This is a genomic window from Brevibacillus sp. YAE8 (assembly GCF_057543335.1).
In genome coordinates, this window is record NZ_BAAIYG010000001.1 from 386272 (window position 1) to 411652 (window position 25381).

Annotated in this window: 37 protein-coding genes, 3 tRNA genes and 2 pseudogenes; 20 read left to right on the forward strand and 22 right to left on the reverse strand. The window is 50.2% G+C overall.

From position 1 onward, the window contains the following. Window positions 1-70: 70 nt before the first annotated feature. Complete coding sequence (gene tlp, locus AC27IT_RS01205) at window positions 71-292, reverse strand: small acid-soluble spore protein Tlp (RefSeq protein ID WP_007781991.1); 222 nt, start codon at window positions 290-292, stop codon at window positions 71-73. Window positions 293-412: 120 nt separating this feature from the next. Between tlp and AC27IT_RS01210 the strand changes: the two genes are divergently transcribed. Continuing rightward, window positions 413-634 (forward strand): hypothetical protein, encoded by a 222-nt coding sequence (locus tag AC27IT_RS01210; RefSeq protein ID WP_005834853.1) that lies wholly within the window; start codon window positions 413-415, stop codon window positions 632-634. 4 nt (window positions 635-638) lie between these two features. Here the strand turns inward: AC27IT_RS01210 and AC27IT_RS01215 are convergent, their stop codons facing one another. Together AC27IT_RS01215 and AC27IT_RS01220 are read right to left on the reverse strand one after the other, a co-directional pair. After that, window positions 639-989: a DUF952 domain-containing protein gene (locus AC27IT_RS01215; RefSeq protein WP_025847765.1), complete on the reverse strand. Its 351-nt coding sequence runs from the start codon at window positions 987-989 to the stop codon at window positions 639-641. Between the two features lie 28 nt (window positions 990-1017). Continuing rightward, complete coding sequence (locus AC27IT_RS01220; protein WP_005834849.1) at window positions 1018-1263, reverse strand: hypothetical protein; 246 nt, start codon at window positions 1261-1263, stop codon at window positions 1018-1020. 167 nt (window positions 1264-1430) lie between these two features. On the opposite strand from AC27IT_RS01220, the gene AC27IT_RS01225 reads away from it, so the two are divergent. From AC27IT_RS01225 to AC27IT_RS01235, 3 genes are all read left to right on the forward strand, one after another. Further along, entirely contained in the window at window positions 1431-2441 is a 1011-nt protein-coding gene (locus AC27IT_RS01225; RefSeq protein WP_283857845.1) for a glycerophosphodiester phosphodiesterase family protein, read from the forward strand. Between the two features lie 69 nt (window positions 2442-2510). Then, window positions 2511-2711, forward strand: coding sequence for a hypothetical protein (locus tag AC27IT_RS01230; protein WP_007781980.1), 201 nt, complete (start codon window positions 2511-2513; stop codon window positions 2709-2711). A 162-nt stretch (window positions 2712-2873) separates the two neighbouring features. Continuing rightward, complete coding sequence (locus AC27IT_RS01235) at window positions 2874-3098, forward strand: hypothetical protein (RefSeq protein WP_025847761.1); 225 nt, start codon at window positions 2874-2876, stop codon at window positions 3096-3098. Window positions 3099-3332: 234 nt separating this feature from the next. On the opposite strand, the gene AC27IT_RS01240 is transcribed toward AC27IT_RS01235, so the two are convergent. Both AC27IT_RS01240 and AC27IT_RS01245 read right to left on the reverse strand, forming a co-directional pair. Continuing rightward, the gene (locus AC27IT_RS01240; RefSeq protein WP_005834845.1) at window positions 3333-3626 is read right to left on the reverse strand and encodes a YolD-like family protein; all 294 of its coding nucleotides are present in this window, start codon (window positions 3624-3626) and stop codon (window positions 3333-3335) included. Between the two features lie 268 nt (window positions 3627-3894). Then, entirely contained in the window at window positions 3895-4827 is a 933-nt protein-coding gene (locus AC27IT_RS01245) for a bile acid:sodium symporter family protein (protein WP_206699211.1), read from the reverse strand. A gap of 282 nt (window positions 4828-5109) precedes the next feature. Here AC27IT_RS01245 and AC27IT_RS01250 point away from each other — a divergent pair, with 282 nt between their 5' ends. After that, window positions 5110-5349 carry a hypothetical protein gene (locus AC27IT_RS01250; protein WP_005834838.1) on the forward strand — a complete coding sequence of 80 codons (240 nt, stop codon included), beginning with the start codon at window positions 5110-5112 and terminating at the stop codon, window positions 5347-5349. 140 nt (window positions 5350-5489) lie between these two features. On the opposite strand, the gene AC27IT_RS01255 is transcribed toward AC27IT_RS01250, so the two are convergent. Further along, window positions 5490-5936: a YhcN/YlaJ family sporulation lipoprotein gene (locus AC27IT_RS01255; RefSeq protein WP_005834837.1), complete on the reverse strand. Its 447-nt coding sequence runs from the start codon at window positions 5934-5936 to the stop codon at window positions 5490-5492. A gap of 750 nt (window positions 5937-6686) precedes the next feature. Between AC27IT_RS01255 and AC27IT_RS01260 the strand changes: the two genes are divergently transcribed. The 3 genes from AC27IT_RS01260 (at window position 6687) to AC27IT_RS01270 (ending at window position 8235) form a co-directional block, all read left to right on the forward strand. Beyond that, a complete protein-coding gene (locus tag AC27IT_RS01260; protein WP_283857847.1) occupies window positions 6687-6983 on the forward strand; it encodes a hypothetical protein in 297 nt (98 codons plus the stop codon). Between the two features lie 31 nt (window positions 6984-7014). Next, window positions 7015-7455 carry a hypothetical protein gene (locus AC27IT_RS01265; RefSeq protein ID WP_221843201.1) on the forward strand — a complete coding sequence of 147 codons (441 nt, stop codon included), beginning with the start codon at window positions 7015-7017 and terminating at the stop codon, window positions 7453-7455. A gap of 102 nt (window positions 7456-7557) precedes the next feature. After that, on the forward strand, window positions 7558-8235 hold the full coding sequence (locus AC27IT_RS01270; RefSeq protein WP_327944400.1) for an O-methyltransferase: 678 nt from the start codon (window positions 7558-7560) through the stop codon (window positions 8233-8235). 66 nt (window positions 8236-8301) lie between these two features. On the opposite strand, the gene AC27IT_RS01275 is transcribed toward AC27IT_RS01270, so the two are convergent. Continuing rightward, window positions 8302-8580 carry a DUF3862 domain-containing protein gene (locus tag AC27IT_RS01275; protein ID WP_005834830.1) on the reverse strand — a complete coding sequence of 93 codons (279 nt, stop codon included), beginning with the start codon at window positions 8578-8580 and terminating at the stop codon, window positions 8302-8304. Window positions 8581-8613: 33 nt separating this feature from the next. Between AC27IT_RS01275 and AC27IT_RS01280 the strand changes: the two genes are divergently transcribed. Both AC27IT_RS01280 and AC27IT_RS01285 read left to right on the forward strand, forming a co-directional pair. Next, on the forward strand, window positions 8614-8961 hold the full coding sequence (locus tag AC27IT_RS01280; RefSeq protein WP_005834829.1) for a YkgJ family cysteine cluster protein: 348 nt from the start codon (window positions 8614-8616) through the stop codon (window positions 8959-8961). Window positions 8962-9286: 325 nt separating this feature from the next. Next, complete coding sequence (locus tag AC27IT_RS01285; protein WP_221843198.1) at window positions 9287-9484, forward strand: hypothetical protein; 198 nt, start codon at window positions 9287-9289, stop codon at window positions 9482-9484. A 223-nt stretch (window positions 9485-9707) separates the two neighbouring features. Here AC27IT_RS01285 and msrA read toward each other — a convergent pair whose 3' ends face one another. Next, window positions 9708-10232 (reverse strand): peptide-methionine (S)-S-oxide reductase MsrA, encoded by a 525-nt coding sequence (gene msrA, locus AC27IT_RS01290; protein ID WP_005834824.1) that lies wholly within the window; start codon window positions 10230-10232, stop codon window positions 9708-9710. Between the two features lie 205 nt (window positions 10233-10437). Here msrA and AC27IT_RS01295 point away from each other — a divergent pair, with 205 nt between their 5' ends. Beyond that, on the forward strand, window positions 10438-10917 hold the full coding sequence (locus tag AC27IT_RS01295) for a GAF domain-containing protein (RefSeq protein WP_005834822.1): 480 nt from the start codon (window positions 10438-10440) through the stop codon (window positions 10915-10917). A 327-nt stretch (window positions 10918-11244) separates the two neighbouring features. Here AC27IT_RS01295 and AC27IT_RS01300 read toward each other — a convergent pair whose 3' ends face one another. Beyond that, window positions 11245-11463 carry a hypothetical protein gene (locus AC27IT_RS01300; protein ID WP_283857849.1) on the reverse strand — a complete coding sequence of 73 codons (219 nt, stop codon included), beginning with the start codon at window positions 11461-11463 and terminating at the stop codon, window positions 11245-11247. A 204-nt stretch (window positions 11464-11667) separates the two neighbouring features. Further along, complete coding sequence (locus tag AC27IT_RS01305; RefSeq protein ID WP_487091539.1) at window positions 11668-11874, reverse strand: hypothetical protein; 207 nt, start codon at window positions 11872-11874, stop codon at window positions 11668-11670. Window positions 11875-12099: 225 nt separating this feature from the next. Between AC27IT_RS01305 and AC27IT_RS01310 the strand changes: the two genes are divergently transcribed. The 5 genes from AC27IT_RS01310 (at window position 12100) to erm (ending at window position 15542) form a co-directional block, all read left to right on the forward strand. Next, the gene (locus tag AC27IT_RS01310; protein ID WP_487091540.1) at window positions 12100-12294 is read left to right on the forward strand and encodes a hypothetical protein; all 195 of its coding nucleotides are present in this window, start codon (window positions 12100-12102) and stop codon (window positions 12292-12294) included. 290 nt (window positions 12295-12584) lie between these two features. Then, window positions 12585-13109, forward strand: a complete 525-nt coding sequence (locus tag AC27IT_RS01315; RefSeq protein ID WP_005834815.1) for a GNAT family N-acetyltransferase — start codon at window positions 12585-12587, stop codon at window positions 13107-13109. Window positions 13110-13187: 78 nt separating this feature from the next. After that, window positions 13188-13676: a GNAT family N-acetyltransferase gene (locus AC27IT_RS01320; protein ID WP_005834813.1), complete on the forward strand. Its 489-nt coding sequence runs from the start codon at window positions 13188-13190 to the stop codon at window positions 13674-13676. Window positions 13677-14074: 398 nt separating this feature from the next. Then, window positions 14075-14148: transfer RNA gene (locus tag AC27IT_RS01325), tRNA-Gly, on the forward strand. A gap of 545 nt (window positions 14149-14693) precedes the next feature. Beyond that, complete coding sequence (gene erm / locus AC27IT_RS01330) at window positions 14694-15542, forward strand: 23S ribosomal RNA methyltransferase Erm (protein ID WP_487091541.1); 849 nt, start codon at window positions 14694-14696, stop codon at window positions 15540-15542. A 324-nt stretch (window positions 15543-15866) separates the two neighbouring features. Here the strand turns inward: erm and AC27IT_RS01335 are convergent. From AC27IT_RS01335 to AC27IT_RS01345, 3 genes and pseudogenes are all read right to left on the reverse strand, one after another. Continuing rightward, a pseudogene (locus tag AC27IT_RS01335) lies at window positions 15867-16829 on the reverse strand (NtaA/DmoA family FMN-dependent monooxygenase). Beyond that, window positions 16826-18097, reverse strand: coding sequence for an ABC transporter substrate-binding protein (locus tag AC27IT_RS01340; RefSeq protein ID WP_487091542.1), 1272 nt, complete (start codon window positions 18095-18097; stop codon window positions 16826-16828). Before AC27IT_RS01340 ends, AC27IT_RS01335 begins: the two are co-directional and overlap by 4 nt. Window positions 18098-18403: 306 nt before the next feature. Next, complete coding sequence (locus tag AC27IT_RS01345; RefSeq protein WP_025847731.1) at window positions 18404-18742, reverse strand: helix-turn-helix domain-containing protein; 339 nt, start codon at window positions 18740-18742, stop codon at window positions 18404-18406. Between the two features lie 324 nt (window positions 18743-19066). Between AC27IT_RS01345 and AC27IT_RS01350 the strand changes: the two genes are divergently transcribed. Next, complete coding sequence (locus tag AC27IT_RS01350; protein WP_025847729.1) at window positions 19067-19507, forward strand: EAL domain-containing protein; 441 nt, start codon at window positions 19067-19069, stop codon at window positions 19505-19507. Between the two features lie 21 nt (window positions 19508-19528). Further along, entirely contained in the window at window positions 19529-20062 is a 534-nt protein-coding gene (locus tag AC27IT_RS01355) for a PilZ domain-containing protein (RefSeq protein WP_025847727.1), read from the forward strand. A gap of 81 nt (window positions 20063-20143) precedes the next feature. Here AC27IT_RS01355 and AC27IT_RS01360 read toward each other — a convergent pair. Further along, window positions 20144-20614, reverse strand: a pseudogene (locus AC27IT_RS01360) (ISL3 family transposase); the annotation flags it as partial. 297 nt (window positions 20615-20911) lie between these two features. Here AC27IT_RS01360 and AC27IT_RS01365 point away from each other — a divergent pair. Further along, window positions 20912-21223: a tyrosine-type recombinase/integrase gene (locus tag AC27IT_RS01365; protein ID WP_487091575.1), complete on the forward strand. Its 312-nt coding sequence runs from the start codon at window positions 20912-20914 to the stop codon at window positions 21221-21223. After that, a complete protein-coding gene (locus tag AC27IT_RS01370) occupies window positions 21220-21726 on the forward strand; it encodes a site-specific integrase (RefSeq protein ID WP_235694680.1) in 507 nt (168 codons plus the stop codon). Before AC27IT_RS01365 ends, AC27IT_RS01370 begins: the two co-directional genes overlap by 4 nt. Window positions 21727-21884: 158 nt before the next feature. Here the strand turns inward: AC27IT_RS01370 and AC27IT_RS01375 are convergent. The 8 genes from AC27IT_RS01375 to AC27IT_RS01410 all read right to left on the reverse strand — a co-directional run bounded on the left by AC27IT_RS01375 (window position 21885) and on the right by AC27IT_RS01410 (window position 25278). Continuing rightward, window positions 21885-21970, reverse strand: a tRNA-Leu gene (locus tag AC27IT_RS01375). Between the two features lie 50 nt (window positions 21971-22020). Then, window positions 22021-22105 (reverse strand) — tRNA-Tyr (locus tag AC27IT_RS01380). Window positions 22106-22199: 94 nt separating this feature from the next. Next, entirely contained in the window at window positions 22200-22511 is a 312-nt protein-coding gene (locus tag AC27IT_RS01385) for a hypothetical protein (RefSeq protein WP_005830927.1), read from the reverse strand. A gap of 81 nt (window positions 22512-22592) precedes the next feature. Further along, a complete protein-coding gene (locus AC27IT_RS01390) occupies window positions 22593-23159 on the reverse strand; it encodes a thioredoxin family protein (protein ID WP_007783950.1) in 567 nt (188 codons plus the stop codon). A gap of 153 nt (window positions 23160-23312) precedes the next feature. Further along, on the reverse strand, window positions 23313-23483 hold the full coding sequence (locus tag AC27IT_RS01395) for a YycC family protein (protein ID WP_005830931.1): 171 nt from the start codon (window positions 23481-23483) through the stop codon (window positions 23313-23315). Between the two features lie 157 nt (window positions 23484-23640). Further along, the gene (locus AC27IT_RS01400; protein WP_005830933.1) at window positions 23641-23838 is read right to left on the reverse strand and encodes a hypothetical protein; all 198 of its coding nucleotides are present in this window, start codon (window positions 23836-23838) and stop codon (window positions 23641-23643) included. Between the two features lie 171 nt (window positions 23839-24009). Beyond that, window positions 24010-24543, reverse strand: coding sequence for a TlpA family protein disulfide reductase (locus AC27IT_RS01405; protein ID WP_005830934.1), 534 nt, complete (start codon window positions 24541-24543; stop codon window positions 24010-24012). Window positions 24544-24567: 24 nt separating this feature from the next. Next, window positions 24568-25278 (reverse strand): cytochrome c biogenesis CcdA family protein, encoded by a 711-nt coding sequence (locus AC27IT_RS01410; RefSeq protein ID WP_005830936.1) that lies wholly within the window; start codon window positions 25276-25278, stop codon window positions 24568-24570. Between the last annotated feature and the right edge of the window lie 103 nt (window positions 25279-25381).

The following is a 25381-nucleotide window of genomic DNA, read 5'->3' on the forward strand; positions in this document are numbered from 1 at the left end:
GTTGCACTTTTGTCGGCCCAATGTGAAAAACGCCTGCCGCAATGGACAGCGACAGGCGTTGATGAGCACGTTATTCACTTTGGGAAACTTCGTCTTTAATCTCGGAGCGGAACCCTTCGATGCTCTCTGCACGGCGCTGGTTTTTCGCCTCGATGTTCGCTCGTTCCTCTTCGGAAATCTCGCCCGCGTGTGCCGCCAGGTAATCTTCCGACTCGCGAATGCTCTCTTCCGTGTTTTGCAGCATTTCTTGCAGCTTGGCTGCGTTGTCAGAACGATCGTCCGGTTTTGCCATGAAAAACACTCCTCACTTTGCCAGTATGATTCACTACCTGTACCATTGTGCTCCGTTCGCGGAACAATTATGTATGATAGGATAGAGAGAACGGACTTTGCGAAAAAGAAGGTTTTTCACATGGCTTCTCTGGATTTTCTGGAACGAAAGCTGCTGCGGATCATAGCGGAGACAGACCCTGTCCGGCTCAAACGCCAATGGGTGAGCAAGCGCGCCGAGTCTTCCGGCGAAAGCGAGCAGCGCAAACGAATCGCCCTCTTGCTGCGCAGGCTCGACAAGTTGCCGCCAGCCAAGCGTCGCGAGGTGCTGGATTTGCTCGCGCAGTTCAACTGGAACGGATAGGGCATTAGAAGATGGACGGACCGATGTGCCAGTGCCCGTCTGTTTTCAGCATGCGCCTCACGTCTACTATCGCCTCGCGATGGAGGGGGCCGTAAATGTGCGGATACAAAAGCCCGTCCTTGGCCTGCTCGTACTTCACGGGCGAAGGCGATTTTGTCTCGTCCACGACGAGCACGTACAACTCCTCGTCGAACGCGCCGTACACCCGGTCTGCTACCTTGCCGAGCAGCTCCTCGCCTTTTGTGGCGTGAATGAACCCTTCCTGCTCGTAGTCGCGAGGCAGGTAATGGTCTTTGTCCGCCCATTTCTCCCAATAAGCTTTTGGGCACATACAATAAATGATCGATGGCTGCATGTTGTGTTCTCTCCCTTGTCGCACCGCTTTATTTTTTCCCCATCGCCTTGTTGAGATGGCGCATGGCTTTATCGAAAAACATCTGGTCGAAGGCGCCCTGATCGAACTTCCATTCAATGAAGTTTTTCAACGAATGCAAATCTACCCACGCATCCTTCGCTTGCGGGTTGCGGTCAGGCACTTCGCCCGTGACTTCTCCTTCGTAGACCAGCTTCGCCATCTCTGCCGGGTGCATCCCGATCTGATAGGCGATCTGATGTAGCGCTATTTTCATGGAATCCCCCTGCTCTGTCCATTCTGGTTTCAATTATTCATCTATTTTGCCAGTCTTTTTCCTCCATGCCAACCCCTGCTCTCTCCGGCGAAAAAGGATTTCCGCTTGCGTCCGCATTTTGATAGAATGAACGCACAAAAAGTCACGACGCTGGAGGATTACAAGTCATGTCCACTTCCGATAACAGACCGCGCAAGCAATGGTACCGCAAAAAAGTGGTCTGGATCCCGCTTTTGTTTGTCGCCTACGTCTTTTTCGTCAACAGCTCCTACCTGGCTGCTCCGCCTGCCGGCTCTCCCTTTTTGCTCGCCCACCGCGGAATGGCGCAGACCTTTCACATGGAAGGGCTGACGAACGAGACGTGTACAGCCGAACGAATTTACCCGCCGGAGCATCCGTATCTGGAAAACACGCTGCCGTCCATGAAAGCCGCCTTCGCAGCAGGTGCCGACGTCGTGGAATTTGACGTCCACTGGACGAAAGACGGGCAATTTGCCGTGTTCCACGACTGGACGCTCGGCTGTCGCACGAACGGCGACGGCGTCACCAGAGATTTTACCCTGGCCGACCTGCAGAAGCTCGATATCGGCTACAACTATACGGCAGACGGAGGACGCACCTATCCGTTTCGCGGAAAAGGCATCGGGCTGATGCCGTCGTTAACCGATGTGCTCAAAGCGTTCCCCGACGAGTCTCTGCTCATCCATATCAAGAGCAATGATCCAAACGAAGGACAGGCGCTCGCGGACGCCTTGCAGGCTCTGCCAAAAGAACGGCTGGAAAAGCTGACAGTCTACGGAGGCGACGAGCCGGTCGCCGCCGTGAAGAGCCAAATCCCGGAGCTGCGCGTCATCTCGATGGATACGATGAAAAGCTGTCTGATCCCGTACATAGCGGCGGGCTGGTCCGGTTACGTTCCCGACGCCTGCGCCCACACCCAGCTCCACATTCCCGATCAAATCGCGCCATGGCTGTGGGGTTGGCCGAACCGTTTCATGGCGAGAATGGAAGCAGTAAATACGCGCGTCATCCTTGTAGCCGGAAGCGGCGATTTTTCCGCAGGCTTCGATACGCCTGCTGACCTCGACCGGGTGCCTGCTACGTTTACGGGCGGTATCTGGACGAACCGGATTGACCGGATCGGACCTGTTTTTCCCGAAAAATTCGCAGGGAACTGAAACGATTGCCAAGCGTATTCGTAAATACGAATATAAACCGATCCTACACGACGACTGGGAGTGATGGAGATGTTAAAAAAGCTATTGAAAAATTTACTGGGTAATCACTCGACTTCTTCCCACAAATACCGGAAATACAGCAGCAGCGACTACAAGTATCGCAAAGGATACGGTTCCAGCCACGGACATCGGCACGGGCATGGGCACTCCCATTACGGCAGCTCCCACTACAAGCGGAAGCACTCCAGCAGAAGTTTTTTCAGCAGCTAGGCGGTCCCGTCCCTTGCATGCGCACGCGTAAAAACACTCTGTTTGCCTGACAGCAGAGTGTTTTTTGTCGTTCAGACGGTCATTTAGTTAACATAATAAATATTATGTCTCGTTCAAACAAACGCCTTCCTATGCTACAATATGGAAAAGGAGCGTGCACAAATGAACCCTTCCAAATCGTTTTACTATACAGTCGATCACGCCATGGTGGATGAGTACAAAAAAATGCTCGACTTGATGAAAATTCCTTACACGATCGAAGCCCCTGTCGCTTTGCTAAAGGAGGGAGCCGATCAGTATTCGTTCGTGTTCCCGAACATGCCGGGCCGTCTGTACCAGATGGTGAGCAAGCTGTTCAAGGGCGATGGCAAGCCTTATCCGCAATAGGCAAGCTATCCGGGCAAAAAAAAGGACCCATTTCTGGGTCGAAGATAGGAAGTGGAGAGAATGCATGCTATGTAATATATACTAACATATCATGGTCGATTGTCAATGCTTTTTGGCAATTTTCTTGATTTCGTGTTAGGTTTTCTTACATAATATCTTTTTACTTCCTCATCCAAACGAAAAAGGAGGGCATAGTCGCCCTCCTTCTTTTGTGCCTGCCGCCAAACTCCAAGCTCAGCCGCGCACATTCACGATCTGCTCCAGCTCAATCCATTCGCTTCTCGTTTCGTTGACCAACTGGACTTTGCGCGCTTTCGGATCGACCCACTTGACCACGCCCCACATGCTTTGCGTGTTGCCGCACTCGCCGTCCAACGAAACCCACCAGCTTACCGTCACCGCGTAATCCTCCCTGCCCGAGTCGCGAAGCAAATACAAAAACGATTCGCGCTCCTGCTTCGTGACCCCCGGCGGAGTAGTGCGCTGCCGGGAAGCTTGCCGTCCCGCATAGCTAGTTCCGATCCCCACTTGCTTTCACCCACCCTAACCTGCACAAATCGTTGACGGCGCGCCTCATCTGGCGATCCGCCGCGATTGTGTTGATCTCTATTCCGTTCTCCAGCATTTTGTAGACACGAAGATGTACAGTTGTCAGCACCGGAACCCGCTTCATCACATTGTGGACGGGCACAACTATTGTCTCCAGCAAAAGCCTCACCTCGAACGTACGTTTGTATGTATTATATACGAACAACATGCGAACAAGCAATAAAAAAAAGCAGGATTTCCCTGCTTTCTACTGCGCGGCTTCCTGGATGATTTTTTTCGGTGTTTTCTCCACGACGTCCAAAAACTTGCCAAAGGTGGAAGCGAGCGTCTGCTGGAACAGCATCCCGAGCACGACAGGCAGCGCGACTGTCGCCGGGAAATACGTAATCGCCATGACCGCTCCGGCACTGATGTTGCGCATCCCGCTGTTAAAGGTCAAGGTCACGATCACATCGCGCTCCCAGCCAAAGAGCCGGGAGATCCACCACCCGAGCAGGTAGCCCAAAATCGCGAGGAAAAGAACGACCAGCGCCATTCCCAGCAGCCTGGCATCAAAGGCGTGGAAATAGCTTGCGACCATCGAGCTGTTGATGGCAACGACGACACCCATGCCCAGCTTGGAAAACGGAGCGAGCTTGGGAGCCAACGTCTTTTTGACCCTCCCCTGCGAAAAATGATGCAGCAGCATCCCGGCAAGCGACGGCAGCACAATCATGTAAAACAGCCCCTGCATCATGTCCCACGTGTCCATCTCCACCTTTGCCCCGAGCAAAACGTACATGCCAAACGGAACGACAAGCGGCGAAATCATCGTATCTAGCAAAATAATCGAAAGCGTCAGGGCAATATTGCCCATGTAAATCGACGACCAGAGAAAGCTGGAGATCCCGGTCGGTATAAGTGCGGCCAACAAAAAGCCTGTGACGACATGCATGTCGTCCGGGTAGAGCAGATGAGCCACTCCCCAGGCGATAAACGGCATCAGCGCATGCAAAATCAGCAAATTGACGACGAGCGGCAGCGGCCGTGTCAATACTTTGGCAAATTCCTTGAACCCCGCTCCCAAACTCCCGGCAAAGGTCATAAAGGCAAACACCCACGGCGACAAAAAGGCATAGGGCTGAAGATGAGTCCCGGCCAACACGCCAATCGCCACACTGCTCGGGGTCAATACCGGCATTATTTTTTCCAATGACTTGTTTACTCTTGCTAAAACATCCACACTCTCCACCTCATTCGCTTCCGAAAACGCTCCACGGATCTTCTCTCACGGCTCAACGAAAAATCCCATCCTCTTATATTACGCACTAGGCAAGTTTATTTCCATAGTAAAGAGATAAACATGGTAAGACAAAGTGTCGAAAAAAATGATTTTATCCGCTCTTGCGCAGGCTGCCAGACAAATCGTTGCATACTTCTCTGTCATCGGGTAAAGCCTAAGGCAAGGAAAGGAGGTATTTTTATGAACGGAATGGATTGGGTAGAATTTATCCGCAAAACCGAAGATAAAATGTACCACCTCCATCGGGCCATTGATGGGATTTGTAATGAGCCGGATTACAAAGAATCCGTTTCTGCCCTGACCGAAGTGGTAAGGGATTATCAAGTGCTGGTTGAGAAAGCGAAAGACGAGCTGCGCGGCGTCGACTTGCATCGTGACCGCGATCATGACCGTGACCGTGTTCATGGCGATTGCTATTAAACGAATCCAACTCCCATCCCGGGAGTTTTTCTTTTGCCCTCGATGCGTTGTTCATCGGCAACCGTTCGCCTCGCCTGCTTGTTCACCGACCGCAAAAAGCCTCGGCCACCTTTTTGGCAAGCCGAGGCGCTAGACCGCTATTACCCTTTCATTTTCTTTTCCAGCTTTTTGCTCGCTTTCTTTTTCTGGCACGCTTCCTTGACATCCGTTGGCCACGGAGCGCCGCTCATCGCTTGCAAATCCATAAACAGCTTCTTGTCAGAGGTCACGTGGATTTTTGAATCCGGAAAAGCCTCCTTCAGCTTGCCAGAGACTTCTTTTTCAATCGACTCCAGCCGAAAGCGGTTGAAATTGCTCACCTTGATCGCCAGGTTCAGGTCTTTGTCGATGTGGACGGCTGCCACTTCGTCAATGCCATCCACCCTGCCTGCAATCGCCTTTGCCTGCTCCTCCCATTCGGTATGGCGCACGGGCGCCGGAGTGCACAACGGCTCCGCGTCGTTTTTCTGCTGGGTTTGCGCGTTGTTCTTGCCCGTGCAGCCCGTAATCGCCAAGACAAGCGCCAAAACAGCAAGGATCGTTCGCATGCGAAACACCTCCAGACCAATTTTCCCTTTCTTTAGGATGACCGGAAATGGAGCATGTATGAATGCGCGATCCTTCCATGGCAAGTTCTCGCCAACGCACAGCCGAAAGTATGGTACAAAAGACCTGAATATGTATGGCTCGCTTTTGTTGCAAGCAAGGCTTTCGTCGCAGCAAAAAACTTGGCTGCGCCAAGACATTGGCAAGGCTTTAGTTGCCCTCATACTGGATAAGAATCTGTATAAAAAAAGCGGTGGCTCCTCTGCATTTTTGAGCCACCGCGGACCCCAAGAACATTGTGAGTCCTCGTATAGAATATACCAAAAGCGCGTCAAAACGCGATAGGAGATCATTGGATGCCGGACGGCAAAAAAAAATCCCAGCCGCAACTTCCGGCCGGGGCGTACGGGGTAGTACGCATATGTCATACGTGAATGATCTAATCATAAAGTACGATCTCCCCCTAAACAACGATCAATTTTAGGTAATTATACCTATGTATGGAACAAAAAAATAGCGTCGACCTATCTGCATAAATTCAGTCGAACGCATCGAATCCCCAAGTTGGATTATACTAGCTAGCTTGGATTACTTTTCTATTATCGCTAGAATTGGACGATAATACCATTCGAAAATAATGGTAACGGACGCAATTGTTTCCTCTATTTTTCCGTAAGGTTCCATAACAAATACCATTATTCCTCAAAATATCCAATTATGTTACAATGTACATGGTGATAACGATGCTCATTTTGTTTCGATTTTTTTTGGAAATCATTCGCATACTGATTTGCATGGCCATTTTTTTGGTGGTGACAGGCCCGGTGGTCACCTTGTTTTTTCCCGAACAAGCGCCGGGGGAAGGCATTTTTTTGGCGCACGCCGCCTTGTTTCTCATCCTGCTCATTTACTACCGCAATCGGCTGCAGCAATCTAGCTGGTTTCCAAGCAAGCACAACCACCCGCTTTCCAGGATGGCTACCGCGCTGCTCTCCTTTAGTGCAGCCATATGCTTTTTCGCAGCCATCTACATGACGTACCTCCAATAATTGTCGTTGACAGAAAGTGAGTGCAAATCCATTGACTGCAAAGCTTGCCTATACGCTCAGCACGATTTTGTTTCTAGCCAGCGGGTTGCTCTACACGCTTGAAAGAATGCTCGCCTACTACATCTGGATCGGGCAAATGCAAGCCGCCTCTGCCACCGGGCAGTTTCCCACGCAGCCGGAGCTTCCCTCCCTGTTCACCAACGGCTTTGTGACCTTTTTTCTGGCGGCAAGCCTTTTTCTCTTGATCGTCGGGATCGTTTTGTCGACTCCCAAGCAGCCATCCGTTCGTCCAGGTCACGAGTCGGGCGCCGCGAATCCTGCCGGGGGGAATGCTTCGTCCATTGGCGCGCGAGAGCACGAAGCTGAAGCAGCGACGGGAGGCTTTGACAGGCTGCCAACGTATTTGGTTTACGGAATCATAGCGTTTCTGGGCTTTCTCATCGTCGTTGGCTTCCTCAATTTCTTGCGCTGAAATCGCCTTTGCATTTCCAATATTTCGACGATGCAGCTTTTATGATATGCTGTTTTTGCCATATGCTCTTTTCGTAGCCTTGTCATAAAAAGGAGGGAAACCATGAATCGCGAACAATGGACAGCCGTAGACGAGTATTTTACGCAAAAATTCGTTTCAGCCGATCCGATCCTGGAAGCCGTGCTGGAAAACAACGCTTCCGCTGGCCTCCCGCCTATCGACGTCGCGCCCAATCAGGGAAAATTTCTCCATCTGCTGGCACGCATCCAGGGAGCCCGGACGATTTTGGAGATCGGGACACTGGGCGGCTACAGTACGATTTGGCTAGCCCGCGCCTTACCTGCCGACGGTCGGCTCATCACGCTGGAAGCGGCATCGAAGCATGCCGAGGTGGCCAAAGCCAACATCGCCCGTGCCGGGCTGGAATCGGTGGTCGAGATCAGGCTTGGAGACGCCTTGGACAGCCTTTCTGCGCTCGCGGATGAAAAACAGGGACCGTTTGACCTCATCTTCATCGACGCCGACAAGAAAAACAATCCGGACTACTTCCGCTGGGCGCTGAAGTTCTCGCGAAAAGGCAGCGTCATCATTACCGATAACGTGGTACGCAAAGGTGCCGTCGTCGACGAAGCCACCAGCGATCCGAACATTGTCGGCGTCCGGCAATTCGCCGATCTGGTCGCAAACGAGCCGACGGTTAGCGCGACCGCAATTCAAACGGTCGGCAGCAAAGGCTACGACGGCTTTGCCATCGCGCTGGTAACGGAAGATCCGCGTTAACGAGCCGTACAGACATCCTGCGAAGAAAACCCCGTCGTTTGCGCTTGCTGCAAAGACGGGGTTGGTTTATTTCAGCCCATATTGGCCTTTGACTTGCAGCTTGCCATCCAGAAAGGTAAAGCTGGCGTTGCTGCCTGCCGCTTCCCCTTCGTACATGTAGACCACGGCATGAAATTGCTCTCCTTTGTTGCCCGCTTCGGAGAGCAGCTCACCTTCTCCGCCGATGATGTTTTTCACTTCGTCATACGTCATCCCGTTTTCTATCTGGTCAAAGGCTGCTTTTGTAATTTTCGCCTTGTCGCTGTTCGCCGACTCCGTGCTGGCCGCCCTTTTTTCTCGCCGCAAATGGCAACTTTCAAATAGAAAGGTTGTGCTTTTGTGAATACATTGCCATGCCAAGGCTGCAAAGGCTTATGCTGCGGTCCTGTGCCGATCACGGAAAAAGAGCGCAAGCACATACATAAGAAGCTGAAGGCCATGCCGAAAAAGCTGCGCGAAAACTTGGAGCAGCAGCCCCGCTTTAGCGGAACCTGTATTTTTTATGACATGAACAAAGATCAGTGCGGCATTCATTCGTTTCGTCCGGAGATATGCCGCATGTTCGGCTATCACGAAGACCTCGTCTGCTTTCGCAAGCCGGAGCTGGCCACCAAAGGAAAGGTCGCAATCAAAGAGAGGTACATCGGCCACCTGAGCATTGATTTTACGTGGAAAGATTTTCGCTGACACTCCGCTTGCCATGGCGCGTCGCTTCTCCCCCTCTCCTGTAACCAAAAATCCCCCAAAACCGTATTGTCCATGGGGAGGGAGCTTCGCCTATGTTCGACGATATTATAAGCAACGGAATCCTTTGGCTGCTTTTCATCGCCTGGGTATTGATTGTCGCGTCACCGTCTTACCGAATCAGATGGCTGTATGTCCTGGCTATCGGGTTGCTCATCTTCTCGATCTTTTGGGACTTTTCCGGGTTTGAAGCCGAAATCCACCGGCATGGACACTAGACGTAAAGAGAAGGAAGGCGCTGTTGAAATTTCCGGGAGGTGTCTGCTAGATGGGACCGTTCATCGGCTTTGGCCTGCTCGCTTGTCTGGCTATCACGCTTTTTCTCGCATTCGAAAGGCTGATCGAGCGCAGCCTGCCCACTGACAGCTTTTTGGCAGGCATGCTGTTAAAAACGATGTTGTTTCTACTCGTGTGTGCGCTCGTCTATTTTGCGTTGCCGTGGTTTAGCGGCCTGTTTGTATTCTAAACGGTGCCGTTCGAAAAAGCTTGCACGACGAAGGAGACAGAGCTGTATCGGGCGGTCGGCAGCAGCACGTACGAACGGCGCTCCAGATCACACACCTGGCTTGGCCGAAGCGTTCGCTAAGAGTCGTTTGGATGAGCGAACAAAAAAACCCGCCTTTTGCCAAAAGACGGGGACTGCCAGCAGCCTGTTCGGCTCTGCTACTGTGCTGTTTTTGCTGCCGCGATTATGTCGTTTCCTTCCAATGCTCCTGAATGTACGCGTCGCGCCCGGATTTCTCGCGGTCTTCCTTGTAATGCTTCGGATTTTTCTTGTGGTAGCCCTGGTGGTATTCTTCTGCCGGATAAAACGGAGCAGCAGGCAAAATTTCCGTGACAATCGGCTTCGAGAAGCGGCCGCTCGCCTCCAGCGCTTTTTTGGACTGGACTGCCAGTTCGTGCTGTTTTTCATTGTGCGTAAAAATGGCTGTGCGATACTGGCTGCCGCGATCATGAAACTGCCCGTCAGGATCTGTCGGATCAATTTGCTGCCAATACAGCTCGAGCAGTCTCTCATAAGGGAACAGCTCCGGGTCGAACGTAATTTGAACCGCTTCCCAGTGCCCGGTCTGCCCCGTTTTGACCTGTTCGTAGGTCGGGTTCTCGACCGAGCCCCCTGTATAACCCGAGACGATGCCTCCGATCCCTGGCAACTCTTCAAACGGAGTAACCATGCACCAGAAGCACCCTCCGGCAAATGTCGCTTTTTCCATGCTGTCTTTTGCCTCCTATCCATGCCTTGCCCACGAGAAAATTCGGTATATCTCCCTTCATTGTACTAGAGCTCTCTACCAGCTTCTAGCAAAACTTGGGGCCAGCCGCATACTCTCGGCGAATTTGCCGGAGCCATTTCTCACCCGGATGGTTTATAATGGCGGAGTAGATCAACAGATGCTCAGCGGGTGGGAGGTAGCTTTCATGTTCAAACTCGAAAAGTTTCAAGGAAAAAAAGAAGAAAACTACGAACTGGTCATCAAACAGCTAGAAGCGCTGCTTGCAGGCGAATCCAACCAGGTCGCCAATCTGGCAAACGCCGCCGCTTTGCTGAACCAATTTTTCGAGGAAGTAAACTGGGTCGGCTTTTACCTCAACGACGGGAATGAGCTGGTGCTTGGACCGTTCCAGGGGCTGCCTGCGTGCGTGCGCATTCCGTTTGGCAAAGGCGTATGCGGCACCGCGGCGGAGAAGCGGGAAACTGTTCGCGTGGAAGATGTGCACTTGTTCCCCGGCCATATCGCCTGCGACGCCGCATCCGAATCGGAAATCGTCGTGCCGATCATAAAAGACGGCCAGCTTCTCGGCGTGCTCGACATCGACAGCCCGCGAAAAAACCGATTTGACGAAGTCGATCAGCTTTATTTGGAAAAGTTCGTGCAGGCGCTCGTTCGCTTTTTGTAGGCGCGCTTCCGCAGGGCAGGAACGAATGCTGCCCCTCCGTGTGCGGAATGTAGCTTCGTCCATCTTTTGGGGCTTTGGTGCAGCCTTCGTTGCCTTCCTGCCGATGCGACTGTTTCTCTCTTCTTGGCTAGTAAAAAAAGAGCAGGCTCCCTCTGCTCTTTTTTGCTTTCATGGACTTGCTTTCATTTTCGGCAGTAGTGTTTTGCCCGCTCTTTTATCACTTGCTTTTTCGTCTTCGCTCTTATTCGCTGCACGGCGCTCGTCTCCCAGTTGCAAATCGCCCCCGGAATCGGCGCATAGAACCGAAACGCGCGGCTTTTTGCCTCGTTACTTGCTCTTTTTCCAGATCAAAACAACGAGGAAAGCGACGTGCAGCATCAATAAGCCCGTCAGCAAGTAATTCGTGGTCTGGATTTGCTCCTGCAGCGAAGCGAGCTGCCTCGTCACCTCCGACAAGGAATGGCCTGTTACGTCGCCTGCTTGCCGGACACTTGCGGAAAGATCGTTCAAATATTGGTGCAGCTCTGTAAAGTCTACGTTTTGCATCGAAACGCCATCCTCTTCCCAGGTTTCATTAGCTTGCAACGATTCTGTCATTTGGCCTGGCCGTGTCTATCGGAAGAGGCAAAAAGCGGCGTTTTTTCGATCTTGCTGGCGCACCTGCTGTTGCCCATGGCGAGGGACGCCTTTTCTAAGCGGGTATCAACCGCTTGCTTTTCTCCATGTTGCTTTCCTTGATATCCCAGCCGTTTACTTTTGCGTACGTCTTTGGCTCCCAAGCAGTTCATCGAGCTTTTGATTGCGCTCGCGGTCAAGCTGTATTTTTGTTTTCATGAAACTGAGCGCTTTCGCTATCGCATAAATGACAAACGCGTAAAACAGCAGCACCGGGAGGAAAACGATCAATTGGACCAGCATTGTGTTCCATTCCAAAGCGACAGCGCCAAAATCCAGCACAGTTCCAGCCCCCTTTCTCTCTCTTGATGCAGCCCCATTGCCAGGCTGGATATTTTTCCAGAAGACAGAATTTCCCTTTTTATATTACCACTATCTCCCAAATACGCAAGCAGTGTGTCGCTCTTTCCCTGCGGACTGCCAAAAGCCAAACCATCTCCCTTTTTATTCCATTCCCTCTTGGAAAATGGTACCCTATATATCGTAAGGCAGAGAGGAGGCTTTTTTATGAAAAGACTGGCTTATTTAGGGGCAGGATTGTTGACCGGCGCCCTGTTTCTCCTGTTTGAACCGAGGCATCGGATTGACTTTGTCGAGGCTCTCCTCGCCATTCTCAACGTAGTAGGCGTTCTCTTCCTGGCCTTCTTCGGACTCGCGATTGGCGTTGAAGCGATAAAAAGTCTTTTTCGAAAAGAACAATAGCGAAGCGTTTATCTGTCATTGCTGTCCCCGCATCCGAACGCAATCAATGGAAGAAATCCATTCTGCGAGCGAATTTGCTGACCAATTTGTCCAACTTCGTGCAAGCCAGCACAATATCTCCGCGCCGCCTGGGAAGAAGCTTCGCTCGATGTCTGGCTGGATGTGTCCGGCGTTCCCCGAAAGACCATCCCTGTTCCTGTCCTTGAGCAGCTTGCGAGCCATTCAACAAAGGTGCGTCCGTATCGCCGGCAGCTTTGTCGACTACTCTACCGCCCCCAAAGGAGAATCCGATGAACGAGCAACTTTTCAGTGCGCACCTCACCTTGAGCAAACTGGCCCCAACCGATTGGGAGCTGATCCGCTCCATTTACTCCAACCCGGCGCTCATGCAACACATCGGGGCAGCGATGAGCGAAGAAGAAATTCGCCGCAACTTCGAAAAAGAGCTCGCTCCGTGGAGCCTCGATTCGACGCATTGGCTCACCTGGATCATCCGCGAGGCGGCGACCAGCAGCGACGTCGGTCTGATGAGCCTCTGCACCCGCAGGCGCGAGCCGCTCACGGCGGAAGCAGGCTTCATCATCGTAGAAGCGCACAAAGGCAAAGGCTATGCTACCGAAGCGCTCCAGCTCGTCTTCGACTTCGCTGCCAGTACGTATGGATTCAAAGTGTTTACGGCCGTTTGTTCGGAAGAGCACGCCGCTTCCAGGCGCGTTTTGGAAAAGGCCGGGATGAAGCTGGATAAAATCGTGCCGGAGAATACGGAAATTGCCGGAAAGCTGGTGAATGACTGTTTTTATTCGTTGGAAAAGTGAGTCTTTCGTCGGCTTTTGGCAGGGAGAAATCTCTCTACCAGTAGCCTGCTTCCTACCAAAATGCAAAGGGTGGTATTCGTGTTCCACATTCGAAAAGTCCAGATGGAAGATTTGCCGCAGCTTGTCGTCATTGAACAGCTCTGTTTTTCGGAAGAAGAGGCGGCAACGAAAGCGGCGTTTGCAAAGCGGATTCAGATGATTCCAGATAGCTTTTATGTTGCCGAAGAAAACGGGGAAATTGTAGGGTTAATTAACGGCCCCGTCATCGAAACCGCCTACATAACCGACGATTTGTTTACGCATATAAAGAAAAACCCGGCAACCGGCGGGCATCAAAGCATCCTGGGACTGGCGGTCCACCCGCAGTTTCAAAAGCACGGCATCGCAGCAAAGCTGCTGATGCACCTGGAACAAGAAGCAAGACAGAAACATCGTGAAACGATCACCCTTACCTGCAAAGAAAACTTAATTGGCTATTACGAAAAGCATGGTTACGTCAACAAGGGGCTCTCCAGTTCTGAACATGCCGGAGAGAAGTGGTACAACATGATAAAAGCATTATCGTAATTTTTCGCGTACGGGCCATGATGAGAAAGCGAACGGATATCGCTCGCAAGCTTTTGACAAGCTTTTAAACGGCATACACCCCACCATTCGTCTGTGGGGTTTCGTTTTGCTTGCCTATCAACTCAACACCGCCGTTTTAACAGAGCCGTTGATAATAGAAGCTATGCTGGATATCCGAGACAACACGGAACGCATCGTTGCCTGTCAGACCTGCATCCCCCATCGACAACAGCCCGACGAACAGGCTGGCGTAACATTTTCCGTCTTTTTTTGCCCCAAGCAAACCTTTATGGATATCTTTTCCTTGACTTGGAGGATGCTGCTGCTATAATAAATAACAGAGGAATGAAACATTTTCACTGTGTGTAACAAACAGGACAAGCCAGTCTCGACGTTTTGCGGGTGTAGTTCAATGGTAGAACTCTAGCTTCCCAAGCTAGCGGCGTGGGTTCGATTCCCATCACCCGCTCCATACAAAAGCTTTTGAAAGCCTTGCTGATGCAAGGTTTTTTCTTTTCCTTCTTCCGCATAGACATGCACCACAAGCCCAAAAAGCGGTTTAACCCCCTGGTTAAAAGCTCATGCGAGGCCATTTCTTGGGTCAAACACGCAAATGGTGTTGACTCCCCTGCAAAGATGATGCTACATTGTAAATGTATGTAAAAAATTTCGAAAGAGGATTATTAAAAGATGGATTATATGAGACTACGTTCCCTGACTTTGAATAAGTAATTGTATATTCAAAGGCTCTGCTTGTGTGAGCAGGGTAAACGGGATTAGTCTGCCTTCTTTTAATAATCTTCATTTTGCATGAAATATACGGCAAGGTGTAGAAAGGTAGATCATACTGCCTTTCTTTTGTTATGCACATTTCCCCTTTTCTTTTCGTATGGCACAGGGGATCTTGTTTCGCTATGGCCACTTACGCGTAAATTGGCGTACGCGGAGGTCTTCTTCCGTTTGCTCTCCATCACAGGCAGAGTGCCCGTGATTTCCATTTGGAGAGGAAGAGATACCGTGACCAAAAAGAAGCATACGTACCATAGCAAAAAAACCCGTCGTGAAGACGCCCCGAATTTTTTAGGCCAGCATTTTCTCCACACGAAAAAGCTGATTCATGAGCTTGCCAATCAGGCACGGTTAAGCCGGGCGGATACGGTGCTGGATCTGGGGGCCGGAAAAGGCGCTTTGACCGAGGTTCTCCTTCAAAAAGCCGGAAAAGTAGTGGCAGTCGAGTATGATCGCCGCCTGATCGAAACTTTGAAGCTAAAAACAGCGCACAACGGGAATGTGACGATCATTCAGCAAGATATCGTAAAGCTGCAGCTTCCCAAAGAAAACTTTGTTGTCGTGTCCAACATCCCCTATTCCATCACGACTCCGATCATGAAAATGCTGTTAAACCACCCGGCGAGCGGCTTTCAGAGAGGCGTTCTCGTTATGGAAAAAGGAGCCGCCAAAAGATTTACAGCCAAAGCGGTCAAAGATGCGTATGTGGCCGCCTGGAGAATGTGGTTTGACATTTGTTACGTAAAAACCGTGCCGAGGGAATGTTTCGCTCCCCCTCCGAAGGTGGATTCGGCCATTCTTTCCATTACGCGAAAAGCAAAGCCGCTTGTCCCGCTGAAACATCACGTCCTTTTCCACCGACTTGCCGAACACATCCTGAAAGCGCCAAAGGCAGCGATCGACGACGCTGTTCGGGGCATTTTTACCCCTCCGCAAATCACGCATTTAAAGCGAAACCTGAAGGGAACAGCGGATTTGCGGGTGGAGTCTTTAAGCGAGGAGCAGTGGGGCGTAATGTTTGAGACGATGGTCAAATACGTTCCGCCGTTCAGATGGCCAAAAGGGAGAAAAAAGTAGCCAAACATCAGCGCGCAGTCTCAAGCCGTTGCCGAACAGCCGAACATTTGCAAGCAAAAACAGCCTGCCAGCTCTTGGGGCCTCATCCCCTTGGAGCTGACAGGCTTTTCCGTTTGCACTCTTTCTCAGGCGCAGATCGTAACGCATAACGCACGCATTTAAAAGAACGGCGAAAACTGGCGAAAAGCCCCCAGCCCCCGATGAGCACCCCTTTTTTGCTCCCCGGTTTCGAAAAACTGACGATTTTCTCGCTCTTTTCCATCGCCAATGGCACTTTTGGATGGCTCTCCGGTTGGGAAAAGGCGTCACCCTCGTTTTTTCCCGTCAGCGGACGACGAAGCGATTGGACGGGCGCGGCAAGCCGAGATGTTCACGCAGCGTATTACCGCTGTATTCCGTGCGAAAAATGCCGCGGTTTTGCAGTTCGGGGATCACGTAGTGAACGAGATCGTCCAGCGATTGCGGCGGCATCAGCAGCAGATCAGACTCAGGCCGGCCGTATTTGGCCAAGCGCCGTTTCAGGTCGAAATAAAACGATTGCGCTTCCGGCAAGGTGCGTAAAGCGGTGAACACGACGTCTGCCCCCTGGGCCGACCGTTCCTTGAACGTATCGGACCGCCCCGCCTGGACGATGACAGGATGCCCTTGAATCGGCCTTGCCACGTTCAGCGGACCGCGCACGGAAAACCACGTCCCTTCGTGATGCAACGCATGAATTTTGCCAGGATCGGCGAAATCGCCCGCTTCCCGGTCTATCTTGATCGCATCGTCCTCCCAACTGTCCCACAGTGCTTTTACCACATCGAGAAATTCCTCGGAATGCGCGTGCCGCTGCTCGTGTCGCGGGCGGTGATCGTTGCGAAAGTTGTGCGCGTCCAGATCGCCAATCGAGGTGACGACGTTCCAGGAAGCACGGCCGCCGCTCAGATGGTCGAGCGTCGCCAGCATGCGCGCGACATGGAACGGCTCATGGTAGGTCGTCGACACCGTCGCAGACAAGCCGATATGCGAAGTCGCACCTGCAAGGGCAGACAGCAACGTCAACGGTCAGGGCCAAATGTTGATCCCCCGGCGCAGTTCCTCGGGGCTGTTCGCTGATACCGTATATTTATCCGGTTGAAAAATATAGTCGAGCTTGCCTTCCTCTGCCGTTCGCGCCAGCTCACGATAAAAGGCAAAGTCCAGGATTCGTTCCGGCTGTGCCGCCTGATCCCGCCAGCCCCCGCCGGAAGAACCCGGCGCAATGAGCGAAGTAGACAGCTTCAACTGCTTCTTGCCATTGCTCATGATGGACCCACCCCAGTCATTGGTAAATCGAATAAGAGACGGTCAACCATCTCCAGTTGCCATTCCAGCGTAATCGCGTCGTAGGAAGCCCAGCGATGCTCGAGCACATGCACCCGGCCGTTGCGAACCGCTTCATGGTTTTGCCAGCCTTTCGTGCGCTGCAATTCGTCGAACCATTCTTGAAATTGCCGCTCTCTTCCGCGGATGACGATCAGCTTGTCTACCTGCAAATCCGCAAAGCGGTCGAAGTCGATGGGCACTCGGCGAATGCGTTCGTCCTGCCTGGCTTGGTTCACCAGCAAGCCTGGAGCGGAAAATCCGAGCACCTCGTAGATGGTCGGGAAAAGACGCGGAGCATGCACCCACACCTTGCCGTTGTCTATGCGCAGGACAGCCACTGTTGTTCCCGGAGAAACCAGTGGCCGCAGTCGTTTCGAAACAGTCTGTTTCTTCGCTTCATAGCGCTCCAGCCACTGGCTGGCTTCCGCCTCTTTGCCGAGCACCCGTGCGATTCGCTGCAGGCGCTCGAACACTCGTTCGTCCCAAGGGACGACGATGACAGGGGCCAGTCGGGAAATGAGGGAAAACTCCGAGCGCACCATAAAATCTGAGGCCACGATCAGATCCGGCTGCAAAGGTTCAATTCGAGCCAGCTCCACTTGGTTGTCGCCGATGCTCTCGATGCTGCTCGCGATCTCGCGAATCGAGTCCAGCGAAATGTCGAGCGCGCCAATCGGCTTGACGCCAAGCGCCAGCATGTCGCCCACATAGTGCAGCGTGACGATTTTCGTATCGTAGCCCCGAAAGCGCGCATATTGTTTCGGGGGAAGGCCGACGATTTGTTTGAACCGTCGATTGAAAAAATGGGTGTCTTTGAATCCGCTGTTGCGCGAAATCGTATGCAACAGCTCGCCGCCGCTAAGCAGTTCTTCCTTCGAGCGGTTGATGCTGTAGGCGGTCAAGTAACCGATCGGGCTTTTTCCCGTCGCCCTTTTGAACAAACGGGTAAACTGACGAACGCTGAGATTCGCTTGCCTCGCCAATTGCTGCACGGTCAGCTCTTCGGCGTAATGCTCGTGCACATACTCAATCGAACGCTCGATTGCAGCCGCCGAGTCCTCTTCTTCTACCGTTCGCGTTTGCTCGAACAGGGAGCACAGCAACTGCTGGAAAGCGATCTGCCCTTTGAATTGCTCCAGCTCATCTTCGCTCGGCCAGCGCCGCAGCAAAGCTTGACAATCGACGAGTACGCGATGAGCCGGCTTCATCCGGAAAACGCGATCGAACGGGAAGCAAAACGTTTCCTCTTACTTATTTCGTTTGCTGGAATCGGCGGAGACTGTCCGAAACAGGTGGTACAAATTACCAGAATATTAAGGCGATGGGATCCCGTTTAGTCTCCGATTATTGTAAATTTGCTCAAACTTAGTTTGAAGTGGAGCGAGCAGTAACCACAGTGGACGAGATACAAGCAAAACTTAATGATGTTGAATACGCAATATGAAATAGAGGGTCGAAGAATGTGGTTCCGCCTTTTTTTGACATTTCAAGAATACTTGCTAAACGAATGTTTTTCACAGATCTTTCCAGTCCAGCAATAGATCTAGTAACTTGAGGAAGATTTTTTGATCCTCAATGCTCCTTGTTTGCAAGCGGGTGACGATTCGGGTCAATGTATACTCTTGAGAATCTGGATTAGAGTGGATTGACCGAAAAAGATTTTCTAACGGAATCCCCAGGGCGTTTGCCACCTTTTCTACACTCCCCAAAGTGGCGTTTTTTTCTCCACGTTCCAATTGCCCAATATATGTAGTGTGGAGATTGGCTAAGTGGGCTAATTCCTCTTGGCTCAATCCCTTTGCTTTGCGGTATTTTCGAATCCTTTCCCCAATAAGCTTTGGCAAGTCACTCATTCTACCACCTCTTAGGTAACTGTATCTTTAGTCTTAGGCTCCCCCAAGAGACAATAGATATAAAAAATAAAACGATGATATACTATGAGTATTATTTTTTTGCAAAAAACGTCGAAAAAAGGCGAATAAAGTCGTATAATGGGTTTAAATACCCATGCCTTTAGCGCTATTATCTTTTATAACTGGTGATTCAAGTGAAAAGATTGGGAGTTTTCACCACGTCAGACGAAAATGGAAATCTTTTAGAGGACATCATACGAAAGAAAATGTTTCAACATGTTTTCCAACCGCTGTATGTAATGGAAAATTGGAAAGTATTCGGGTATGAAGCTTTGTTACGTTGCAAGTTTTTCAAAAATCCCGAATTGCTTTTTCGTTTGGCAATTGAAAAAAACAGATTGTATGACTTGGATATTTGCTCCGTTCATCATGCTCTGGCTAAAAGTGGTACATCTTTTGAAGGATAAGGGGTATGCCATTGCAATTGATGATTTCGGTAAAGGGGAGTCATCGTTGCAGACTGTCATTGAACTTGAGCCAGACTTTGTGAAATTGGATCGATATTATGCCGTGAAACTTTCCGCTTCAATTAAAAAACAAAACGAGATTCAGATGCTCTTGAAGCTTTGCCAGCAAAAAAACATGAAATTGATATTGGAAGGGATTGAAGAGCCAACCGATTTAGCAATGGCTAAGTTATTGGGAGTTCATTTAGGGCAAGGATACTTATTAGGAGAACCCTTGCCGATCAGCGAGATTCACTAAAAGAAGGGGTAAGTGTGTGATATGGAAAAGGTGATATGGGGAAGTATCCTGACTGTGTTTTTGATTATTCTGATACTTTTGCTAATACACTGGATCTATATGAGGCAATTAAGAAAAAAGGATGACCAAATCTATCTATTAAAAGAGTCACTGACTGACCTAAAAGCCAAATTGAGAGATACGGAAAGAAGAAGGGCTTTCCGAATAAATCTTCTGGATCAGGTATGCATATTTGAGTTTATCGATTTTGGTGATAAATTATTGGAACCTTTGATGCAAAGAAAAGGAGAAGGGAAGATAAAGAACATCGGCCGTACAGGTATAAAATTGAGCTGTGAATTTGATTTGCCTGTCAGAAAACAGGTTTTTTTGCAACTCTATTTTGTGCTTGATGATGAGGAGTTTACTTTTAAAGGAAAGATTATACGAAAAGAGGAACTAATGAATGAAATAATTTATGGAATTGACTTTATTGAAGCGGATCCCAAAGAAGAACAACGATTACTTCAGGTGATACAAAGAATGGAAATTGAAAGAAGGAAGAAGACGGAATAACCATAATAAAGTTGCGCACCTGTTTCAAGAGCTCTTCACCGTAAAACGTGCTTGATCTCCCTCTATCGCAGTTTTTCGTAGTTATGTAGCCGGTTTACACTCCAGTCTAATGCGAATCTTGAATCTCTCTAGATTGCGGTAGCCGTAGGCTCTTCGTTTGATTACCTTCACTTTGTTGTGTGTCCCTTCAATCTTGGCATTCGTTACCCGAAAGGAAAAATAATTCTGAATGGGCTCTTGCCCCTGGACAATCGTTTTGGCAATGGAACGAACCGCAGGAGTCGGAGAATAGAGATGGTCGACAATCCATTTCTGAAGCGCTTCCTCCCCTGCCTCTTGGGTTTCAACGGCATACACGGTTCTTATGTCTTGAAGCGCAAAGTAGAGTCGTTCCAGATGTGGATCTTCTGCTAACCAAATCTTCAGTTCCTCAAGCTCTTCGGGCTTCAGCTTGTCAGGAATCGTATGGAGCAGGCGTTGCTCATGTCTGCCCCGACGATGTGTTCCACGAGCATGAGTGCGTTTTCGGGTAGCTTCCAACGCTTTAGTGTATTGAATCGCCGATTATCGTCAATGGTAGGAGATTGGGGCTGCTATGTCAAGGAGGGACATGATTTGGTAGCAGGCCACCTACAGGAGAAGAAAGGTTATTTCTACATCGTCTTAAATTATAAAGACGAATGCGGAAAGAGGAAAAATAAGTGGATTTCCACGGGTTTGTCTGTGAAAGGCAATAAGAAGAAAGCCGAAGCATTGCTTATTGAAGCTCGTAAAAATTTTGAAGTTCCCCAACAAGTAGATCAAGAAAACCCATTGTTTTCTGATTTTATGCTTCAGTGGCTGGAAATGATGAAACATCGTATTGAAATTACAACGTATGCTTCTTATTCAAACGCTATAAAAGAGAGAATAGCTCCCTATTTCAAAGAAAAAGGGATTCGGCTTAAAGAATTGCAGCCAAAGCATATTCAGGATTATTACCAATATGAATTAGAGGTCCGCGGCGTTACGGCGAATACGGTTATTCACTACCACGCTAACATCCGAAAAGCGCTTCAATATGCGTTTAAAACGGATATGATTCTATCGAATCCCGCGGATAAAGTAGAACGCCCGAAAAAAATAAATTTGTCGGCAGTTTTTATGACAAAGAAGAGATGAACAGGTTATTCGACGCGGTCAAAGGCGATCCAATTGAATTAGCCGTATTGCTCGCTGCATTTTATGGCTTACGTCGAAGTGAAGTAGTCGGGTTAAAGTGGGATGCGATTGACTTCAAGAATAAAACCATAACCATTCAACATACTGTGATCGAAACGTCTGTTGAAGGGAAACTTATTATCGTAGAGAAAGACCGTACCAAAAATAAATCAAGTCATCGTTCCTTGCCGCTGGTTGCAGCATTTGAAGAACTTCTATTACGGATAAAGAAACAACAAGAACAAGACAGATGCCTATATAAAGATTCTTACTGCACCGATTACCTCGATTACATTTATCTGGACAAGCTAGGGCATCGAATTAAGCCAGGATATATTACGCAACACTTTCCCATCGTACTCTCAAGGCATAATTTGCGACGAATTCGCTATCACGATTTGAGGCATAGCTGCGCCAGCCTACTTCTGGCCAATGGAGTTAGCATGAAAGAAATACAAGCATAGCTGGGGCATAGCGATTTCTCAACAACAGCAAATATTTATGCCCATTTGGATGTCAGTACGAAAATCACTTCAGCCCATGCAATGAGCGAATGTTTACAGCTTTAAAAAACAAAAAAATTCTTTAGGTTATTAATCCTAAAGAACATTCTCCTAGATTATGGTGCCGGTGAGAGGACTCGAACCTCCACTCCCTCGCGAGAACTTGATTTTGAGTCAATCGTGTCTGCCATTCCACCACACCGGCATGTAAACAAGCTGTAGTTTAATACTAGCACATTTTCGCTAAAAAATCAATGGTGGGGAGAGACGGATTCGAACCGCCGAACCCGGAGGGAGCAGATTTACAGTCTGCCGTGTTTAGCCACTTCACTATCTCCCCAGCTTAGCGTGCGCCTGCTGATTTTCACTTGTATCTATCAGAGACAACGCTTTTAAATCTACCATGAACAAGTTGATCCGTCAATAAATTTTACTCAATGAATTTCCGTTTGCTGCAAAATTTCCTGCGCCCACTGCTGAAAAACGGCGAGAGCCTGCTCCACCTCCGGAAAATGACGTTGCTCCTCACAGGCGTAGTCGGGAAATTCGAGGATGCGGTTTTTGCGGATGAGCACTTGCCCTGCCTCGCATTTGATCTCCAAAAAATACGGCACAGACTCGTCGATGCCGAAGCGATTTTCCAAAAACTCGTACGTGCGCACCCACTCCAAAATTTGCACTTCAGAGGGCTGCAAGCGCAAAACTTGCTCCAGCGACATGATCGTTTCGTTTCCATAGTAGTGCATGCACTTTCTCCGCCTTTCTGCATGAAAATGGACGGAGCCGCGACTCCGCCCTGTATTCGTCCTTTTCGCTTCTGCCTTTCCCTAAATCGCGGAAAGCAGCTCTTTCAATTCCTTGACGATGACTTGCTGGTAGCCGGTTCCTTCGCCGTACTGCTTGAGCATTTCCGCGCGCGCTACTTTGATTTTTTCTTCGTAGTCCGGCGCGTTGCGGTCGGGATTTTGTTGCTTGAATGCCGTCATGACTGCCTGGACGTGGCTTGGGCGCGGGCCCCATTTGGCCAGGACATGTCCGCCTGTATCTGCGAAAATAACGACCGGGATCGCGCGGCCGCCCATGGTCAAAAACTCATCCATCAGGTCGAGGTGGTCTTCCATGACCATGATTTCGACAGGCATGTCCGTTTCTTTCAGCGCGTGGAGAACGACGGGCAAGTTTCGTACCACGTCCCCGCACCATTCTGCGGCGAGAATCAGGCATCTGAGGTCATCCCGATGTTGCAGCGAGGCAAAAAACGCCCGCTCCTGCTCATCTGCCCAAGCAAACGCTTCCGACCAGCTTTGGAAAGCCTCCTGATTTTTGGTCATGCCTTCGACGAACGCTTTTGGCGTCAGTCCCGTGCGAAACTTATGTGCGACATTTGCAGCCATGTGCTTGCCTCCCATGTATGTATGTGGACTTGTTCTAGTATCTTTTCCACAGCAGGAGCAAAAGTCCTTTTTCTGCGAAAAGCGGCTCGCCGTTTTTCCTGCCCGGAGATGCGGCTGTGTGCGGTCGACAAACGCGACGCTGGCTTGTCTAGCTTACTCGGATTTGCCAGGCGCTTGCTTGTCCGCTTCCTGCTCCTGCTTGGCCAGCTCCATCATTTTTTGCAAAAGAATGTGCTGCGGCATGTGCATCAGCCGCTCCAATGGAACATTCAAGGCTTCGGCAAGCTTCACTGCGGTTTCCGGCGAGATTTGCAAGGGACGCATGAAAACAGCTCCTTTCGGTTGCGAAATGCGGTCTTCTCAGTATAATACATGGCGTCCGAAGCTGCCAGAGAGGGCGGCCCCAATCAAAAAGAGATAATCCCCTGCTTTAAGCCTTCTGGCAGGGATTATCTCCTGACGATCGGGTACCTGTTTTCGCTTACGCCTTTGGTTTGGTAAGAATACAGGGAACCCCGTTTCCAATCGCACCAGGCTGGGACATGCGCTCCAAATACGCCAAGCCGCGCGCGCATTGCTGCTTGCATGCCAGGCATGTGCTGGAGGTCACGATTTTCAAATTCAGTTGATTGGGGTGCTGCCGACTGTTTCTTTTCTTTACCTTTTTGCCCTTGGCCATCCGATCCCCTCCCTTTGCCCTGGTTCACTCCAGTCTATGAGGGAGAACAACCCTGTTCTTTAGGCAAACATACAAAACGGGATCGCTGTCGGCAAAATGGGCCAACGCTCGCTTTGACGGCAAAAGAAAACCGCCGGGCAGCGTGCGCCAGCGGTTCGGATGTTTCGTTCGCTACTTTTTCTCGTTCTGAAGCTGCCGAAGCTCCAGCTCCAGCGTGCTTGCGTCAATCATTCCGATGATTTTTTTGCGAATAATGCCCTGTGCGTCGATCAAGTAAGTCGTGGGGAAAGCCTGTACGAGATAACGGTTGGACACCGAGCCGCTTACGTCCATCGGGATGGGAAAGGTTAACTTGTAAGTTTGCACAAAAGCTTGCGCGGCTTCGGGGTTGTCGCTGCTCGTCACGTTCACCCCGTACATGTCAATCTGTCCGCCGTACTTCTCATAGATTTTCTGCAAATCCGGCGCTTCCATCCGGCATGGCCCGCACCAGGATGCCCAAAAGTTGAGCAGCAACGGCTTGTTCCTTTTTCCCTCGACCTTGTACGTCTGATTGTCCAGGCCAGTCAGGGTAAAGTGAGGCGCCATGTAGCCTACTTCCGGTTTCTGAACATCTGCTACGACTGACGCTGATGACTCCGGCTTCTCCCATACCGCGATTCCTGCTCCCGCAATCACCAGCACCGCCAGCAACAGCTTTTTCATTTCGTCACCTCTGCATGACTGATCTTAAAATCCTGTAAAGCCTCCGAACAATTGAATGAGCACGCGCGTAATGTCTGTCAGTTTGTCCGTGTACAACAGCACGCCGAACAAAATCATCACGCCGCCGCCGACTTTCATGAATTGATCCGAATACTTGACGATCGCGCTCACTTTACTGATGAAAAACGTCATGACGAAGAACGGAATGGCAAACCCGAGTGTATAGGCCAACGTGTACGTCAAGGCCCGAGACGGATCGGTGACTCCGAGCACGATAATGCCGGAGAGAATCGGTCCGACACAAGGCGTCCATCCAGCAGCATAGGTCATTCCCACCAGTATGGACCCAGTATACCCCAAAGGGCGCGATTTTAAATCGATCTTGAACGACCGCATCATCCAGTCCATTTTAAACACTTGCAGCATGACAAGGCCGATAATGACGAGCAAAATCCCGCCAAGCTGCCGGATCAGGTCCTTTTGGTTGACGAACAGATTGCCAATCCACGAGGTAGACAGCCCCAGGGCAATAAAAATAATGGAAAAGCCGATGATGAAAAAAAGCGTATGTAAAAGGGCCTGCTTTTGGAAGACGGCTTTCCCTTTTTTCACTTCATCCACTGTCACTCCGGTGATGTAGGACAAAAAAGACGGATAAAGCGGCAGACAGCAAGGCGAAATAAACGAGAGAAACCCCGCCGCAAACGCCAAAAACACCGTAAGATTCCCAGTCATATGTACCTCCGAATGGTTGTTTCCTCCACTATATTCCTTATTGTAACGAATCTTTCTCCCCTTCAAAAGCGAAACCGGCACTTTGTCTTAAATCCGTGACAAT